The sequence below is a fragment of the Glycomyces algeriensis genome (genome assembly GCF_027622855.1).
In the GTDB taxonomy this organism is placed as follows: domain Bacteria; phylum Actinomycetota; class Actinomycetes; order Mycobacteriales; family Micromonosporaceae; genus Glycomyces; species Glycomyces algeriensis.
In genome coordinates, this window is the sequence record NZ_JAPZVR010000016.1 from 74,539 (window position 1) to 91,400 (window position 16,862).

Annotated in this window: 15 protein-coding genes and 1 pseudogene; 9 read left to right on the top strand and 7 right to left on the bottom strand. The window is 71.8% G+C overall.

Annotation, left to right across the window (positions count from 1 at the left end; genetic code table 11):
- The first annotated feature begins 15 nt into the window (after positions 1-15).
- Positions 16-858: an RNA polymerase sigma factor SigJ gene (gene sigJ, locus O2L52_RS21325; RefSeq protein WP_270118088.1), complete on the top strand. Its 843-nt coding sequence runs from the start codon at positions 16-18 to the stop codon at positions 856-858.
- 49 nt (positions 859-907) lie between these two features.
- Positions 908-2,032 carry an NAD(P)/FAD-dependent oxidoreductase gene (locus O2L52_RS21330; protein ID WP_270118089.1) on the top strand — a complete coding sequence of 375 codons (1,125 nt, stop codon included), beginning with the start codon at positions 908-910 and terminating at the stop codon, positions 2,030-2,032.
- 216 nt (positions 2,033-2,248) lie between these two features.
- Here the strand turns inward: O2L52_RS21330 and O2L52_RS21335 are convergent.
- Positions 2,249-3,169: pseudogene (locus tag O2L52_RS21335) on the bottom strand (erythromycin esterase family protein); the annotation flags it as partial.
- A gap of 152 nt (positions 3,170-3,321) precedes the next feature.
- Between O2L52_RS21335 and O2L52_RS21340 the strand changes: the two are divergent.
- A complete protein-coding gene (locus O2L52_RS21340; protein WP_270118090.1) occupies positions 3,322-3,891 on the top strand; it encodes a DinB family protein in 570 nt (189 codons plus the stop codon).
- Between the two features lie 3 nt (positions 3,892-3,894).
- Here the strand turns inward: O2L52_RS21340 and O2L52_RS21345 are convergent, their stop codons facing one another.
- On the bottom strand, positions 3,895-5,793 hold the full coding sequence (locus O2L52_RS21345; protein WP_270118091.1) for a glycoside hydrolase family 3 protein: 1,899 nt from the start codon (positions 5,791-5,793) through the stop codon (positions 3,895-3,897).
- A 242-nt stretch (positions 5,794-6,035) separates the two neighbouring features.
- On the opposite strand from O2L52_RS21345, the gene O2L52_RS21350 reads away from it, so the two are divergent.
- Positions 6,036-8,387 (top strand): xyloglucanase, encoded by a 2,352-nt coding sequence (locus tag O2L52_RS21350; protein ID WP_270118092.1) that lies wholly within the window; start codon positions 6,036-6,038, stop codon positions 8,385-8,387.
- 232 nt (positions 8,388-8,619) lie between these two features.
- On the opposite strand, the gene O2L52_RS21355 is transcribed toward O2L52_RS21350, so the two are convergent.
- Positions 8,620-9,870, bottom strand: coding sequence for a serine hydrolase domain-containing protein (locus O2L52_RS21355; RefSeq protein WP_270118093.1), 1,251 nt, complete (start codon positions 9,868-9,870; stop codon positions 8,620-8,622).
- Between the two features lie 244 nt (positions 9,871-10,114).
- On the opposite strand from O2L52_RS21355, the gene O2L52_RS21360 reads away from it, so the two are divergent.
- The 4 genes from O2L52_RS21360 to O2L52_RS21375 all read left to right on the top strand — a co-directional run bounded on the left by O2L52_RS21360 (position 10,115) and on the right by O2L52_RS21375 (position 13,392).
- A complete protein-coding gene (locus O2L52_RS21360) occupies positions 10,115-10,786 on the top strand; it encodes a GPP34 family phosphoprotein (protein WP_270118094.1) in 672 nt (223 codons plus the stop codon).
- Positions 10,787-10,821: 35 nt separating this feature from the next.
- Positions 10,822-12,315 (top strand): APC family permease, encoded by a 1,494-nt coding sequence (locus O2L52_RS21365; protein ID WP_270118095.1) that lies wholly within the window; start codon positions 10,822-10,824, stop codon positions 12,313-12,315.
- A complete protein-coding gene (locus tag O2L52_RS21370) occupies positions 12,305-12,871 on the top strand; it encodes a GNAT family N-acetyltransferase (RefSeq protein ID WP_270118097.1) in 567 nt (188 codons plus the stop codon). The genes O2L52_RS21365 and O2L52_RS21370 overlap by 11 nt, the downstream gene beginning before the upstream one ends.
- 92 nt (positions 12,872-12,963) lie before the next feature.
- Entirely contained in the window at positions 12,964-13,392 is a 429-nt protein-coding gene (locus tag O2L52_RS21375) for a YkvA family protein (RefSeq protein ID WP_270118098.1), read from the top strand.
- A 77-nt stretch (positions 13,393-13,469) separates the two neighbouring features.
- Here O2L52_RS21375 and O2L52_RS21380 read toward each other — a convergent pair whose 3' ends face one another.
- Together O2L52_RS21380 and O2L52_RS21385 are read right to left on the bottom strand one after the other, a co-directional pair.
- Positions 13,470-13,727: a hypothetical protein gene (locus O2L52_RS21380; RefSeq protein ID WP_270118099.1), complete on the bottom strand. Its 258-nt coding sequence runs from the start codon at positions 13,725-13,727 to the stop codon at positions 13,470-13,472.
- Positions 13,720-14,295, bottom strand: a complete 576-nt coding sequence (locus O2L52_RS21385) for a MarR family transcriptional regulator (RefSeq protein WP_270118101.1) — start codon at positions 14,293-14,295, stop codon at positions 13,720-13,722. Before O2L52_RS21385 ends, O2L52_RS21380 begins: the two co-directional genes overlap by 8 nt.
- A 133-nt stretch (positions 14,296-14,428) precedes the next feature.
- Between O2L52_RS21385 and O2L52_RS21390 the strand changes: the two genes are divergently transcribed.
- A complete protein-coding gene (locus tag O2L52_RS21390) occupies positions 14,429-15,478 on the top strand; it encodes a GNAT family N-acetyltransferase (protein ID WP_270118102.1) in 1,050 nt (349 codons plus the stop codon).
- 88 nt (positions 15,479-15,566) lie between these two features.
- On the opposite strand, the gene O2L52_RS21395 is transcribed toward O2L52_RS21390, so the two are convergent.
- Positions 15,567-16,280 (bottom strand): VOC family protein, encoded by a 714-nt coding sequence (locus tag O2L52_RS21395; RefSeq protein WP_270118104.1) that lies wholly within the window; start codon positions 16,278-16,280, stop codon positions 15,567-15,569.
- Positions 16,277-16,726: a MarR family winged helix-turn-helix transcriptional regulator gene (locus O2L52_RS21400; protein ID WP_270118105.1), complete on the bottom strand. Its 450-nt coding sequence runs from the start codon at positions 16,724-16,726 to the stop codon at positions 16,277-16,279. Before O2L52_RS21400 ends, O2L52_RS21395 begins: the two co-directional genes overlap by 4 nt.
- Positions 16,727-16,862 lie beyond the last annotated feature (136 nt).

Consider the following 16,862-nt stretch of genomic DNA (forward strand, 5'->3'; position numbering starts at 1 on the left):
GCTTACGCTGCGGGCGTGGAGATCTTTGAGGACCGGCGCGGGCTGCTGCAGGCGGTGGCCTACCGGGTGCTGGGGACGGTGACGGACGCCGAGGACATCGTCCAGGAGGCGTGGCTGCGGTGGAGCGGGGTGGACGCGGCGGCGGTCGAGGATCCGACGGCGTACCTGGTGAAGGTGACGACGCGGTTGGCGATCGACCGGTTGCGGAGCGCGCAGGCGCGGCGTGAGTCCTATGTGGGTCCGTGGCTGCCGGAGCCGGTGCTCACGGGCGGGGACGTGGCGGACGACGTGGCGCTGGCGGACACGGTGTCGTCGGCGATGCTGCTGGTGCTGGAGGCGCTGTCGCCGCTGGAGCGGGCGGTGTTCGTGCTGCGGGAGGCGTTCGGCTACTCGCACAAGGAGATCGGTGAGATCCTGGACCGGAGTGAGGCGTCGGTGCGGCAGACGATGATGCGTGCCCGGGAGCATGTGGAGTCGCGGCGGCGGCGATACGACACGGATCCGGTGACTCGGCGGCGCGCGGCGGAGTCCTTTCTGGAGGCTTCGGCGGGCGGGGACCTGGCGGGGCTGATGGGGATTCTCGCGCCGGACGTGAAGCTGGTGTGCGACGGCGGCGGGCTGGCGCCTGCGCCGCGCCGGGTGCTCGAGGGCTTGGAGCTGGTGGCGGGTGCGCTGATCTCGTTCACGGGGCGGATGCCGGAGGATCCGAGCGTGGCGCTCGCGGAGGTGAACGGCGGTCCGGCGATCGTGGTCCAGTCGGGCGGGGCGGCGGCGGTCGTGGTCATGCTGCATCTGGTCGACGGGATGATCGAGGAGATTCACCTGGTCAGCAACCCCGAGAAGCTCGGCGCAGTGTGACGAGCGCCACTACAACTCACGTTCGGCGGTGTCGTCTCGTCCTTGGGGCATGAATGACATCCTCGTTATCGGCGCCGGCTACACCGGCATGATGGCCGCCCACGGCATCGCCCTTCGCAACTCGGACGCCCGCGTCACCCTGCTCAACCCGACCGACCGCTTCAACGAGCGGCTGCGCCAGCACCAGGTCGCGGCCGGGCAGGAGCTCGGGGACCACCGGATCCCCCGGATCGTGGCGCCGGCGGGCATCCGCTTCGTCGAAGGATGGGCCGCCGCGATCGACGCGCAGGCCCGCGCGGTGACGCTGGCCGACGGGCGCGAGCTCCGCTACGACGTGCTCGTCTACGCCATCGGCAGCGCGACGCAGCCGATGAAGGGCGCCTTCACCATCGACGACCCGAACCTCGCCGAGCGGCTGCGCGCCCACCCGGAAGGGATGCTGACCGTGTGCGGGGCCGGGCTCACCGGCGTCGAGGCCGCGGCCGAGATCGCCGAGGCCTACCCGCGGATGACGGTGCGGCTGCTCAGCCGGGGCGAACCGGGGTCGATGATGGGCCCCGGCGCCCGCGCCCACGTCATGCGGGCCCTCGACAGGCTCGGCGTGGAGGTCCGCACCGGCGTCCGCGTCGCCGAGGTCCTGCCCGACGCGGTCGTGCTCGAAGGCGGCGAACGCGTCCCCACCGACACGACACTGTGGACGACCGGGGTGCGGGTGCCGCCGCTCGCCGCCGAAGCGGGCATCGCGACCGACGACACCGGCCGCGTGCTCGTGGACGCCACGCTGCGGTCGGTCTCGCACCCGGAGGTCTACGCGATCGGCGACGCCGCCGCGATCCGCCAGGGCTACGGCGTGATCCACGGGACCTGCCAGAGCGGCATCCCCTCGGCCGCGCACGCCGCCGAGTCGATCACGCGGCGCCTGCACGGCAAGGCGCCCAAGCCGTTCCGGTTCGGGTACTTCCACCAGCCGGTGTCGCTCGGCCGCAAGGACGCCGTCATCCAGTTCACCCGCCCCGACGACACCCCCGGCCGCTGGTACCTCAAGGGGCGGGCCGCGATCGCGTACAAGGAGGCCGTGAGCAGCAGCCCCTTCACGTTCTTCCGGTCGCGCCGGGCCATCCCGGCCCGCATGACCGGGCGGACCGGGGGCCGGCGCAACCGCCTTGCGGCGTAACGCCGCCGCCCGGCCCTCGCTCACGTGCAGCACCGCGTCGGCGCCTTCGAGGACCGATCGGTCGAGCGGGAACGGCCCCTGCGGCGAGGTGATGTCGGTGCGCGCGGCCGCCTCGGGAAGGTCGGCCGCGGCGACCAGGCCCCACGTGTCGAAACGCTCCTGGAGCCGGCCCTCGTACGTGCCCGGGTCGGGCGCGGGAAGCCCGATGCCGTCGCTCTGCCCGAGGCTCCCGACGATGCACGCGTACCGCGGGCCGAGCAGGGACGCCAGGATCGCGCCGGTGCCGGACCAGGCGAGGTCCATGCCGCCCATCGACATTCGACTGGGGTTCCGCTGGAGGTGGAGGTTGTGTCCGTAGAGGAGGGTCGGGCCGCGCTCGGCTTCGATGGCGCGGATGTCGAGCACGTTCTGGGCCATGATCGCGTCGCGGACGGCGCCCAGGCGGCTCCACCGCACGGCGTCCTCGCCGGGCCGGGCGGCCTCGCGGTGGTAGCGCAGCAGGGCCAGCGCGGTGGTGATGTGGACGCGGGCCCGGTCCCATTCGGCGCGTCCAGCGCCGGCGGCGAGTTCGGGTGCGCGGGCGTACAACTCGGTGTGCAGATCGTCGGCGATCGCGTGCAGTCGCCGGGCCTCCGGGGTGTCGCCGGGCGACTGGGCCGGGTCGGTGACGGCCTCCATGCGGGACCACCGCTCGTCGTCGCCGGCGAGCGCCCGCACGTCGAGGGCCAGGCCGAGGTGGTCGGCGGCGTGCTCGAGGTAGCGGCGCGGGCTCTCGGCGGTGAACTCGAAGGGGGCGTCGATGCCGTGGAAGGCGAGGCGGTCCTCCACGGGCCGGTCGGTGTTGTACTCGCGCATCCAGGCGACGAGTGCGCGGTTGGCCGCGGACTCGCCGAAGCCGTGCGAGAACCCTTGGGCCATGGCCGTATCGAGGCTTCCGTTTCCATGCTGGACGAAGTCGTTCACTGACAGGGCGGCGACCCGGTCGGATTCGAGGGCGAAGGAGCGGAAGCCCCGCTCGGCGAGGTCCGCGAACAGCTCGTTGCGGATCTCCCCGAACGCGGGCTCGCGGTGGTCGGGCTCGCCGAGGGCCAGGATGTGGTGGGCGTCGGTGACGAAGTCGCGAATGTCCTGAGTCATGGCCTCAAACCTATCCTTGAAAGAACGATTGAGACTTTCATCGGGTTGGAGCTCGAGAACCGGGCGCAGAGCCTCAATCGGTGGTGCATCGGGCGTCGGCGTCTTCAGCGCGAGGCGCGGGGTGCGTCGGTCCCCTGCTCTAGGGTCGGGGCATGACGGTGCACTGGCCTGAAGCGATCCTCGGGCAACTCGAGTTCTACTGGGAGGTCCACCTGCGGCCGCGGCTGGAGGGGCTCCACGACGAGGAGTACCTGTGGGAGCCCGCCGACGACTGCTGGAGCCTGCGTCCCGACGCGGACGGCGCCCTTGAGCTGGAGTTCGCCGAACCCGCCCCCGAGCCGCCGCCGGTGACCACGATCGCGTGGCGGATGGTCCACATCGGACGGGACGTACTCGGCGTCCGCGCCCGCGCGTTCTTCGGACCCCATGAGGGCTTGGAGGATGCGCACATGTGGGACCTGCGGCTGTGGCCCGATCCGCTGCCGGGCACCGCGGCCGACGCGATCGAGATGCTGGAGGCCGCGTACGCGCACTGGTGCGAAGGGGTGCGCGCGCTCGACACCGGGGCGCTCGAGCGGCCGCTCGGCCCCAAGGGCGCCTGGTTCGCGGACGACTCCATGGCGGCGCTCGTCCTCCACATCAACCGCGAGGTCATGGCCCACGGCGCGGAGATCTGCCTCCTTCGCGACCTCTACCGCGCCGCGGGCTTCCGCTCCCGCTGACGCTCAACCGGCGGTCTGCAGCCCGAACCCGTAGGGGTACAACGGATCGTAGGCCTCGTCCCCCACGTTCATCGGCTCCTGGTCGTTGGCGCGCGGCCAGGTGACCGGGAGCCGCCCGCCGTACGGCGCCATCCCGAAGAGCGGGTCGGCGACGCCCGCGCCCTCGCTGCCCGGCAGCCAGGCCGCGACGAGCGCGTCGACCGGGGCGAGGTGCGAGGTGATCTCGATCGGGCGTCCCGAGACGACGATGACCACGCAGTCGACTGCGGCGCAGACGGTGTCGATCGCGGCGGCGTCCGCATCGGACACGCGCATGTCGTGCTCGCCCGCGCCTGCGTCTCCGATGCCCTCGGCGTACGGGTCCTCCGCGACCACGACGACCCCGACGGCGGCGTCGCCGATCGGCTCGGAGGCGTCCTCGCTGTAGGTGATCGCCGCGTCGGGCGCGACCTCCTGCATTCCGGCGAGGATGCTGGTGCCCTCGGTGACCGCCTCGACGGAGCCCTGCCAGGAGGCGGTCCAGCCGCCCAGCTGGCGTCCGAGCGAGTCCGCGCCCGAACCGGCCACGTAGATCGACGCGTCGGCCGCGAGGGGCAGGATCGCATTGTCGTTGCGCAGCAGGGTCTGCGAGGCGGCGGCGGCCCGGCGGGCCGTGTCGCGGTGCTCGGCCGAGCCGATCTCACCGGCGCCGGAGGTGTCCGCGAACGGCCGCTCGAACAGGCCGAGCGCGAACTTCTGCGTGAGGATGCGGGAGACCGCGTTGTCGATGCGCTCCTCGCTCACCCCGCCTGAGTCCACTTCGGCCACGAGCGTGTCGATGAACCGGCGGTACTCGAACGGCACCATGACCATGTCGACCCCGGCGTTGATCGAGAGGCGCACGGCCTCGGCGTAGTCCTCGCTCACCTGGTCCACGCCCTGCCAGTCGGAGACGACGAAGCCGTCGAAGCCGAGCTCGCCCTTGAGGACCTCGTTGATGAGGTAGGAGTCGGCGTGGGCCTTGACCGGGCCGCCGCCGAGGTCGGTCGAGGAGAAGGACGCCATCACGGAGCCGACGCCCGCGTCCACCGCGGCCTTGAAGGGCGCCAAGTGGATCGCGCGCAGCTCCTCCTCGGTGAGGGTGGTGACCCCCTGGTCGAGCAGGTAGTCCTCGGTCGTGGAGGAGCCGAAGGCGGTGCCGCCGTCGCCCACGAAGTGCTTGGCCGTGGCCAGCACGCTCGTGTTCGCGGCCAGGTTCGCGCCCTGCAGGCCCTGCACGACGGGCCCGGCGTACTCGACGGCCAGGCCCGGGTCCTCGCCGTACGACTCGTAGGTGCGGCCCCAGCGGCTGTCGCGGGCCACGCACACGCACGGCGCGAACGTCCAGTGCACGCCCGTCGCGCGGGTCTCGGCCGCGGTGATCGCGGCGGCCTGCCCGGCGAGGTCGGGGTCGTGCGCGGCACCGAGGCCGATGTTGTGCGGGAAGACCACTGCGCCGGGGAGGGCGCCGTTGCCGTGGACGGCGTCGATGCCGTAGACGAGCGGGATGCTCAGGCGCGAGTCCATCGCCTGGGTCTGGAAGCCGTCGATCATCGCGGCCCAGCCCTCGGCCGTGTCGTGGAGGGCGTCGGAGCCGCCGTTCAGGAGCGAGCCGATGCCGAGCTCGGCGATGTCCGAGGGGACCCCCTCGACGGCGGGCACGGCGACCTGGGTCATCTGGCCGACCTTCTCCTCGATCGTCATGCGGCCGAGGAGGTCGGCGACGCGGGCGGCGACCGGCGCCTCAGGGTCGAGATAGGACGCCTCGCTCGCGTCGTCGGGGACGACGACGAGCACGGTGACCACCGCGGCGGCGAGCGCCGCGATCAGGGCGGTCCAGAGGACGGCCGGACGGCGGAGGACTGCGGGCAGGTGTGCGCCCATGGGGCGGGCTCCTTGAGGGGTGCGCGATCGACTACGGCCCCAACCTGGTTCGACCCTAATGGAAGAGCGCTCCCATGTCCAGAGGCCCGGCCGGTCGAGCCGGACCCGCCACTGCGCAGTGCGTATAGGCGGATGGAAATCTTTTTGCCGCCTGCTTGCCCGGGGCGCGGACCCCTGTTATGTTGGGTCTCCAAACTAACCCTTCGGCGGCCCCCAGCCGAACCTCCACCCTAGGAGCACCCGTGCGACGACGCACCTTCGCCGCGTCCCTCGGCGCCGCCGCAGTGGCCGCCACCGCCGTCCCCGCCGCCGCCCACGCGAAGGCCTCCGGCCGCTGCGACGACGCCTACAGCTGGCAGAACGTCGTGATCAACGGCGGCGGCTACGTCCCCGGCATCGTCTTCAACGAGACCGAGGCGAACCTGATCTACGCCCGCACCGACATCGGCGGCCTCTACCGCTGGCAGGAGCCCACCCAGACGTGGAAGGCGCTCCTCGACTGGGTCGGCCCGGACGAGTGGGGGTACACCGGCGTCGTCTCCGTCGCCTCCGACCCCGTCGAGCCCAACCGCGTCTACGCCGCCGTGGGCACCTACACGAACGACTGGGACCCCAACAACGGCGCCGTCCTCCACTCGGACGACTACGGCGACACCTGGGGCGTCGCCGAGCTCCCGTTCAAGCAGGGCGGCAACATGCCCGGCCGCGGCATGGGCGAGCGCCTCGCCGTCGACCCCGCCGACAACGCGGTCGTCTACCTCGGCACCCCGAACGGCAGCGGCCTCTGGCGCTCCGTCGACCACGGCCGCAACTGGTCCGAAGTGGAGGCGTTCCCGAACCCGGGGAACTTCGTGCAGGACCCCTCCGGCGACTACTCCGACGACAACCAGGGCGTCATCTGGATCGAGTTCGACCAGGCCGGCGACCGGATCTTCGTCGGCGTCGCCGACCCCGCCGACCCGCTCTACGTCTCCGAGGACCGCGGCCAGACCTGGGCGCCCGTGCCCGGCGCGACCGTGCTCGGCGCCGTGGGCGACAACAAGACCATCCCCAAGCAGGCCGCGATCGACCGCGCCAACGGCCACCTCTTCATCGTGACCAGCTGGGACCCCGGCCCCTACAACGGCGGCCCGGCCTCCGGTGCCGGCGGCGCCCTCTGGCGCCTCGACCTCGCCACCGGCGAGTGGACCGACGCGACCCCGGCCTACAGCCCGAACGGCCGGATCCCCGGCTTCGGCGGCATCACCGTCGACCGCCAGCGCCCCGGCACCCTCATGGCCGCGACCGAGAACTCCTGGTGGCCCGACGAGGTCATCTTCCGCTCCACCGACTCCGGGGCCACCTGGGAGACCAGCTGGGACTACGCCGGCGGGGCCCGCACCGACCGGTTCGACATGGACAGCACGGGAAGCGAGTGGCTGTCGTTCGGCGGCACCGACGAGGGCGCGGCCTACGCGGTCAAGCACGGCTGGATGATCGACGCGCTCGCGATCGACCCGTTCGACTCGGACCGGATCATGTGGGGAACGGGCGCGACGATCTGGGGCACCGAGCAGCTGACGACCTGGGACGCGCAGGGGCCGCTGGTCGGCGACGACGGCGCCGCGCTGCCGGTGGAGCGGTTCACCGTCGCGGTCCGGGCCGAGGGCCTGGAGGAGACCTCGATGCAGGACATCGCGGCGATCGGCGGGACCCTGGTGACCGCGGTGGGCGACCTCGGCGGTTTCGTCCACACCGACGTCGGCCGCGCCGGGACGCAGATCCGCAACCCCGACTGGTCCACCGGGACCTCAGTGGACTTCGCCGCGCTGGCCCCGGATGTCGTGGTGGGCACGGGCAATGTCCACGGCACGGTCGACGGGCACGTCGCGGTCTCCACCGACCGCGGTGCGACCTGGCTGACGACGGCGCGCCTGGAGGGCGTGGCCGGCGACGGCAACGGGGGCATCGTGGGGGTGAGCGCGGACGGCGCGGTGATCGTCTGGAGCCCCGGCAACGGGACGACGGCGCCGGTGTACAGCACCGATCTGGGTCAGACGTGGACGCCGGTGGAGGGCCTGCCCGCGGGGGCGAAGGTGCGCGCCGACCGGGTGCGCGCGAGCCGCTGGTACGCGTACTTCGCCGGAGTGTTCTACACGAGCGGGGACGGCGGGCGGACCTTCGCCGACACCGGTGCGACGGGGCTGCCGCCGGAGGGCGACGTGGACTTCCGGGCCGTGCCGGGCAAGCGCGGGCACCTGTGGCTGGCCGGCGGGAACACGCCTGAGCCGGTCGACCCGGTGTACGGGATGTGGCGCTCGACCGACGGCGGCACCTCGTGGAAGCGGGTGCGGGACTTCGACACTGCGGACTCGGTGGGCTTCGGCAAGGGCCGCGGGCGCGGGTATCCGGCGATCTACGCGTCGGGGAAGGCCGGCGGGCAGAACGGGATCTGGCGTTCGACCGATGAGGGCCGGAGCTGGCAGCGGATCAACGACGACGCGCACCAGTGGGCGTGGACCGGGAAGGCGATCTCGGGCGACCCGCAGGTGTACGGCCGCGTCTACATCGCGACGAACGGTCGCGGGCTGATCTACGGCGACATCGCGGACTGAAGTCCGCGCTCCCGAGCACCCCTGTGATGCGCTCTCTGGGGAGCGGCCGCGCCGGCCGCGGGACCTCCGTTCGGTCCCGCGGCCGGCGCGCTGTCGTGGTGCGGCACAGTCGGGTCGGGGCACTGTCATATTGCGGCACTGTCAAATTGCGGCACTGCCGTGGTGCGGCACTGCCGTGGTGCGGCACTGCCGTATTGAAGCGCAGTCGCAGTGCGGTGCCGTCCCGCCGCGGTTACGCGGTGATCGGCTCGAGGCGCGCGGGTGCGGCCCGGTGGCGCTGGTGCGGGGTCGGGTCGTCGTCCTTGTCGGTGCCGCAGAGCCCGGCGTAAAGGAGCTCGTTCCAGGCCTGCTCGAGGGCGTCGGGGTCGGCGACGTCGTGGCGGTCGACGATGTTCCAGGCGACCGAGATCTGCCGCTCACTGTCGAGGGAGTGGAACGAGTTGGCCTCGTGCCCGAGCGTGTCCCCATTGTGGCCCAGGAAGACCGCTTCGGGTTCGGCGGCGCATCCGGGTCGGATCCCGAAGAGGCCGAGGCCGTAGCCGAAGGACTTGCCGGTGGGTTTGAACGCGGTTGCCTCGGCGAGCGAGGCCGCGTCGAGGAGGGTCCCGTCGGTCATGGCCCGGTAGAAGTCGTTGAGGTCGCCCGCGGTGGAGACGACGTTGCCGCCGGCCCACAGCTGGCTGTACGAGAGCTTCGACGTGTCGAGGTAGGGCTGGGCGGGGTCGCCGGTGGTGAGGTAGGGGTCGAGGTGCGGGCCGCGCACGCCGGAGGTGCCGGGGCGGCCGAAATAGGTGTCGTCGAGGTCGGCGGGGTCAAGGACGCGGTCTTCGAGGACGTCGTCGAGGTCGTCGCCGGTGAGCTCCTCGATGAGGAGGCCGAGCACGGTGTACCCGGTGTTGGAGTAGGCGAAGCCGTCGTCGGGCTCGAACAGCTGCCCGCCCTCGGTGCCGATCGCGATGAGTTCCGCTGGGCGGTAGTGGGTCCGGTGGTTCGCGTAGAAGTCGGTGAGGTCGTCGTCCTCCAGTAGGGACTCGTAGAGGCGGGGCAGGTGGTCGGGGACGCCGCCGCGGTGCGACATGAGCTCGCGGACCGTGGGTTCCCACTCGCCTTCGTACGGGAGGACGCCGGGCAGGTGCTCGCCGATCGGGTCGTCGAGGTCGAGTTCCCCTTCGGCCTGGAGCTGCAGGAGCACGGTCGCGGTCATCGACTTGGTGATGCTGCCGACGCGGAAGCGGTCGCCGGGTCTCGCGTCGCCTTCGTCGGCTTCGAGGCTGCGCGGGCCGATCGCGGCGGACCATTCGGCGTCGCCGTTGCGGACCTCGGCGACCACCGCGTGGTCGGCGGCGGAGGCGAACGACTCCAGTTTGGACTCGAGCAGGTCGGTGTCGAGGCGCGGCGCACCGGGCGGTGCGGCGCTGGAGGCGGCCGGGACGGCGGCGACGGCGATGGCCAGGGCGGCCGCGGTGAGGATTCGGGTGTGCATGGGCCGACACTAAAGCCGCATTAAGCTGCACGGCAAGGCAAAAGGCCGGATTCAGCGCAAGAGGGGCGCAGGCGGGAACGGCGCCGGTACCGGCAGCGGTACCGTCCCTCCGATTCGAAGGAACGCGCTTCCACGGAGAAACGGGTTCGCTGGCATGAACTGTCGGTAATGCCCAGTACGAACGCCTGCATGGCAACGGTATGGTAATCGCGTCCATCGCCCTGTATAGGAAGGACTACCCCCGGTGCCCGACGTGCCCTCCACTCGTCTGGTCTACGACGCCCTGCTGGTCACCTCCCTCGACGACGCGTACAAGCCGGCCACCGGCCCGCGCGTCACCGGCCTGGGGATCGGCGCGGCGCTCCTGGCCGAGCTCGTGCTCTCGCAGCACGTGGTCGTCTGGGCCGCCAAGGGCGTCGACCTCCTGTGCTTCGACGAGCGGTTCCGGCCGCCGGAGGACTCCCTGGCGCTGTGGCTGGTCGAGCACGTCCGCGCCGAGCGCACCGCCCTCGGCGTGCGCGACTGGCTCGAGTTCCTCAGCGCCGCAGACGTGTACACCAAGACCGCCGAGCACATGGCGATGCTCGGCCTCATGGTCCGCCACGAGTACCGCTCGCGGTGGACCCGCCGCGTGGAGCACGGCTACGAGCCGAGCGACGCGCTCTTCGCGAACGCCGTGTTCTCGCGGCTGCGCCGCCAACTGTCCCTTGCGGAGCGTCAGACCTCCGTCGAGGACGCCTACCTGCTCGGCCTCACTGCTGCGGTCGGCCTCTCCAAACCGCTCTTCTACCAGCTTCCCCCCGGCGTGCACGTGTACGCCGAGAAGCAGCGGCAGTCGCTCCCCGCGCCGCTCCGGGCCCTCCTGGCGCACTTGGCGGCGGCGGTGGCGGACACCGCCATCACCGGCGGCCGCTGACTCCACCCTCACCAGAAGAAGGAGACACCACCCCCATGTCCACTGTGCCCTCCGCACCGAGTGCAGTGCAGGCCGTGCTGGCCCGCAACAAGCTCGGCACCTTCAGCCTGCTGCACTTCTCCCTCACCGCCGCCACGCCGCTCACCGTGATCGCCGGCGGCGTCGTCGTCATGTTCGCCCTCGCCGGCGAGATCGGCATCCCGCTGGGGTACCTGATCATCGCCGTCTGCCTGTGGCTCTTCAGCGTCGGCTACACGACCATGTCGCGGCACATCACGAACGCGGGCGCGTTCTACGCGTTCATCGCGCGCGGCATCGGCCGCGTCCCCGGCGTCGCCGCCGCATGGGTGGCGGCGACCGCGTACTGCGCCATGCAGATCAGCCTCTACGGCCTGCTCGGACTCACCGCCGAGAGCGTCCTGGCCCGCATGGGACTGGACGCGTCCTGGTGGGTCTGCGCGCTCGTCGCCTGGCTCCTCATCGGACTCCTCGGCACGCGCGCGGTCGACATCAACGCGAAGGTGCTCGCGATCCTCCTGGCCGTCGAGATCGCCGTGATCCTGCTGTTCAGCGTCTCGAACTTCGCCAACGCCGCCGACGGCCTCCCGCTCGCGGCGATGTCGCCGTCGACGCTCGGCGGCGAGGCGGCCGGGGCCATGCTGGCGCTGGCGGTCACCGGCTTCATCGGGTTCGAGTCGCCCACCGTCTACGGCGAGGAGGCGAAGGACCGGCGCCGCACGGTCGCGCGGGCCACCCTCGCCACCGTCGGCATCCTCGCATTCATCTACATCGCCTCGTCGTGGTCGATCATCGCCGCCGTCGGCGCGGACGGCGTCGTGGACGCCGCCATCGCGGACCCCTCGCTCATGTTCACCCTCGCCGGCGACCAGCTCGGCGCCCCTTGGGCGGTCATCGGCGAGGTGATGCTGCTGACCTCGGTCACCGCCGCCGCCTTGAGCTTCCACAACACGACCGCGCGCTACCTCTTCGCGCTCGGCCGCGAGCGGGTCGCGCCCGCGTGGCTGGGCCGCACCTCGCCGCGCACCTCGTCCCCCGTGACCGCCTCGCTGACCCAGACCGTCGTCAGCGGCGCGGTCATCATCGCCTGGGCGGCCCTGGGTCTGGACCCGCTCGTGCACTTGTTCTACTACATGAGCACGTCGGCGGGGATCGGCCTGCTCGCGCTCATCGCCACCTGCGCGGTCGCGGTCATCGTGTACTTCGCGCGCGACCGGCGCGGCGAGTCGCTGTGGGCCACCAGGATCGCGCCCGTGTTCGCGGTCGTCGCGCTCCTGTGGGTCCTGTACCTCTCGGTCCTGCACTTCCACACCCTGCTCGGTGTCGAGAAGGGATCGACACTGCCGGTGCTCGTCCCGATCCTGTTCGCGGTCCTGGCCCTCCTCGGCGCGGGCTGGGGCGCCTACCTGAAGCGGGGCCGCCCGGAGGTGTACGCCGGGATCGGCCACGGCGCGAAGGCCGCGCTCGTGACCGAGACGTCCGAACCGGTCGGGGTGGCCGGTGGCCGGTAGCACCGCGCACGTAGCGGGCCTGCTCGCCGAGGCGTTCCTTGAGATCCCGACCGCGGTCTGGCTCATCGACGACCCGGCCGATCGCTTGGCGGCCATGGAGGGCCAGTTCGCGATGCTCGTCGAGCACGCGGACGCACACGGCGGCGTGCTCACCGCCGGGTCGGACGGCGCGGTCGTCTGGTTCGACCGGACGAAGGAGGTGCCGCCGATCCCCGACTACGACGAGCGGCTGCGCGCGGCCTGCGGCAAGCACTACGAGGGGTTCGCCGAACTCGACTGGATCATGGACGAGCACCACCCGGCCGAACCGCACAACTACGTGGCGCTCGTGGGCGTGCGCGCCGACGCGCGCGGGCGCGGCATCGCGAGCGACCTGCTCCGGCGCCACCACGAGCGGCTCGACGCGACCGGCACGCCCGCGTACCTGGAGGCGGTCTCGCTGCAGACTGCGAGTCTCTATGCGTCCCTGGGCTACCGGCCGCACGGCGAACCGTTCCGCATCGGCGAGGGCGGCCCGCCGCTCCACCCGATGTGGCGGCCCGCCGGGGCCGCGTGAGCCGGTGGCCGGACCCGACGCGGTGACCTTAGAGTCGGGGCGATGATCACAAGTCAGCGAGGCGGCGCGCCCGCCGCTCAGAGGAGCGTCCGATGACCGACTGGTGGTGGGTGGACCTGCTGCTGGCGGTCGCTGCGGGCCTGGTGCTCACCTGGATCGCTTTGATCATCGCCCTGGCGGTCGCCGGGCCGCGCGGGCCGCTCCTGCGCGAGGCGCTGCGCGTGCTGCCGGACCTGCTCCGGCTGCTGCGGCGCCTCGCGGCGGACGGCAGCCTGCCGCGCGGCGTGCGCGTCCGCCTGGTCCTGCTGTTCGCGTACCTGGCGCTGCCGTTCGACCTGGTCCCCGATTTCATCCCGGTCCTCGGCTATGCCGACGACGCGATCATCGTGGCGCTGGTCCTGCGCTCGGTCGTGCGCCGCGCCGGCATCGACGCCGTCCGGGCCCACTGGCCCGGCAGCGACGACGGCTTCGCAGTGCTCTGCCGCCTCACCGGACTCCCGTTGCCCCGCAAGGAGTCCTGACCGCGACAGCGACGACGGCTTCGCGGTGCTCTGTCAGGCCACCGGACTCTCATTGCCCCGCAGGGATTCCTGACCGCTCAGCGACCGCTGCTCCAGTCCTCCGGCGGGTCGGCGAAGGCGACGGGCTCGGCCGGACCGAGCCGGTGCAGGCGGGCCCGCACGGCGCCGCAGACGCACCGGGTCCACACCACGACGCCTTCGGAGGTGTGGTGGCGGGACACGACCGCCGCGCCGTCCTCATCGGTCCACCCGCACGCCGAGCAGGTCGTGGTTTCGCCTGGGCCGCTTCGCCGGCCGCCATTCGAGCGGCCGGGCGGGCGGGGCCGGTCACGCATGTCTGCTCCCTTCGAGCGCAGTCCCGGTCGCGGCGCACTTCCCGGCCTGGGTGACCGGGCAGGCCGCGCCTTCGCGGATGCAGGCCGCCCGGTCGCACAGGCGGCACAGCAGCTCGCCGAGGGCGTCGTCCGGCACGCGCTCGGCGCGGCCGGTGCTGGCGTAGACGGCGTGCAGGAGCTTCTCCAGGAGCGCTTCCAGCGCAACGCGTTCCTTGGCGTCGAGGCCTTCGACGAGCGGCCCGAGGACGCCTTTGCGGTCCTTCAGCAGCCGCGCGACCGTGCGCTTGCCCGGAGCGGTGAGGTGGACGGCGACGGCTCGCCCCTGGCCGGTGCGCCGCTCCACGAGCCCGCGCTGGACCAGGCCGTCCACCATCCGGGCCGCGGCGGGCTGGCTCAAGCCGATGTACCGCCCGAGTGTCGTCACCGCCAGGCCGGGGAACTCGTCTAGGGTCAGCAGTGCCGCACTGGCGCTGTCGCCCAGGTCAGAGGCGCTTCGCTGCTCCTCGGCGACGAGATCGACCACGTTCAACGCGGTCGCGCCGAGCAGGTTCGCCAAACGATCATGCATGACTCATGCATACCACTGATCCGCGGAGCGGCGCAAGCGGTTCGCGCGAACGCGGCAAAGCACTGGCGCATTCGCCCGGCGCGTGAGACGGTGTCGCGGTGCACGACTCCTCCCCCGCCGCCCCGGCCCGCCGATGACCTTCCAGACCCTCGCCAGGCGCGTGCGGAACCCGGACCTCCCGCTCGGCCTGCGGTACGCGGCCCTGCGCTCGGCCGTCGAGTACTACCGCCGCCTCGGGTACCACGCGACCTGGTCGTTCATCACCGGCACCGATCCGCGCAAGAGGCTCCCGCTCGACGAGTGGTCGCTGATCAGAGCACTGGACCTCTTGGAGGCCAGTCGAAACGCATGGTTGGTGGAGATGGAGGGCTTCGCCACGAGAAGGACCGCGTTCAAGAAACTCGGCATCCCCGCTGACCGCGGAGAGTCCCGCTACCGGTTGGCGCCGCGCTGGGCGGGGCCGGACGCTCGCTCCGCCACGGTCATCGCCGTGATCCGGCAGTGGCGCCGCGACCAGCCGTATGCGGCGTCCGCGCTCATGGAGCCGTACCAACCGCTCGAGCGGGAGTTGTCGGCACTCGTAGGGGCATATCTCGGAAACAGTCTCGATGCGGCGCAGCGACACCGGATCCCAGAACTGCACTCCCGCATCGACGCAGTCCACCGCGAACACCGCCATCACTACCACCTGCGGCACCCGACGGCGCGGCTCGCCAAAGTCGCCGAGCTCATCCGCAACGAGACGCTGCCCCTCATCCGGCGCGGATGGGTCGGGGACGCCGACAGGATCACGGGGATCTTCTGGGCCGCGCGCGGCGACATGACCTACCTGCCCGGCCTGTACACGCGCGAGCAGACGCAATGGTGGGTCGAGCACGTCATGGTCCCGCAGTCCGAGTTGTGGATCGCCGAGCGGCACGGCGTGCCGGTCGGGTTCGCGGCCCTCAACGGCACCTGGCTCGATCACCTGTATCTCGAACCCGCGCATCAGGGCCGGGGCATCGGCGAAGCGCTGCTCGCGAAGGCGAAGCGGCGCCGCCCCGAACTCAATCTGCGGGTGTTCGAGCAGAACACCGGCGCCCGCGCCTTCTATGCGCGCCAAGGCTTCACCGAAGTCGCCTCAGGCGACGGCTCCGACAACGAGGAGCGCCTCCCCGACCTCCACCTGCGCTGGCGGCGCTAGAGCTGCTCCCCCAGGTCCGCGGCGGTGGCGAGCACGCCCGCGGCGGCTTCCCGCTCGACGTCGGTGAGCTCGGTCTGCGCTGGCGGCGCTAGAGCTGCTCCCCTAGGTCCTGGGCGGTGGCGAGCGCACCCTTGGCGGCGTCCCGCTCGGCGTCGGTGAGCTCGGTGTCGTCGACCTGCTTGAGGAGTGACGCGGCTTTCTCGCGGTCGCCGAGGCGCACCGCGAGTTCGGCGCGGTAGACGAGGGCGTCGAGCAGTTCGGGCTTCGGGGCCTCTTCACCGCTGCGCGCGAGGGTCGAGTCCAGGAGCTTGACCGCCTGCGCGGCGTCGCCCTTGGCCTCGCCGAGGACGATCGCTTTGGCGAGCGTGCGGCCCAGTTTGCTCTGCGGCGCTTCGGCTTTGGCGGTGTCCTCCTGCTGCGGGAAGAACCGGATGATGTTGCCGCTCGGGTCGGTCAGGGAGAACCCGGCCCGGTTGCCCGTGTTGGCGCGCTTGCGCGGGCGGGTCACGCGCGGGATGCCCTCCACGAGGACCTTGCCGTGGGCCGCGCGCATGCCGGCCGCGAACTCGTCCCAGAGTTTGCCGGTGTCGGGCACGAAGACCAGGCAGGTGCCGTACGTGTTCTCGGGGTCGAGCACGTCGACGCCGAAGAAGTGGAGCTGCCAGTCGTCGCGGGCCATGACGATGTACGGGTTCGGGCGCGTCTGGTGGTGGGTCCGCTCGAAGCCGAGCATCCGGTAGAACTCGCTGGTCTCGTCGATGGACCTGCACGGCAGCAGGGGGATGGTGAACGCTCCGCTCATCGGCTTCCTTCCGGTTCGAGTGCGGTGGTGAGTGCGCGCAGGGCCGCGGTGGCGGCCTCGATCTGGGACGGGGCGAGCGATGCCGCGAGGGCGTCGGCCCAGTCGGCATGGGCGCGTTCGACTTCGGCGAGGGCGCGGTGCCCGGCCTCGGTCGGGGCGAGGAGCTTCGCGCGGCGGTGGCGCGGGTTCTCCGTGAAGGCGGCGAGGCCGTCGGCGGTGAGCGCGTCGGCGGTCTGCTGCACGCTCTGGCGGCGCAGGCCCATCGTGCGGGCGATGTCCGCGACGGTGGCCGGGGCGTGGTCGATGACGCCGAGGACCTGCCAGCGCGCGCTGGTGAGCCCGGCGGGGCGGGCGAGGGCGTCGCCGGCGGCGAGGAGGGCGCCGTTGGCGCGGAAGACCTCGATCGCGAGTTCGGAGACGGCGAGGCCGCGGGGACTGAGCTGCACGTCCGGAGCCTATGCCAGTTGACAGGTACCTGTCAAATAGATCGGCGAGTGAGTGGTGTCACGGGATTCGAGTTGAGACGATCCTTGTAGTTCGTAGTACGAACTATTATGGTTCGTAGTACGAACTAGATTTCCG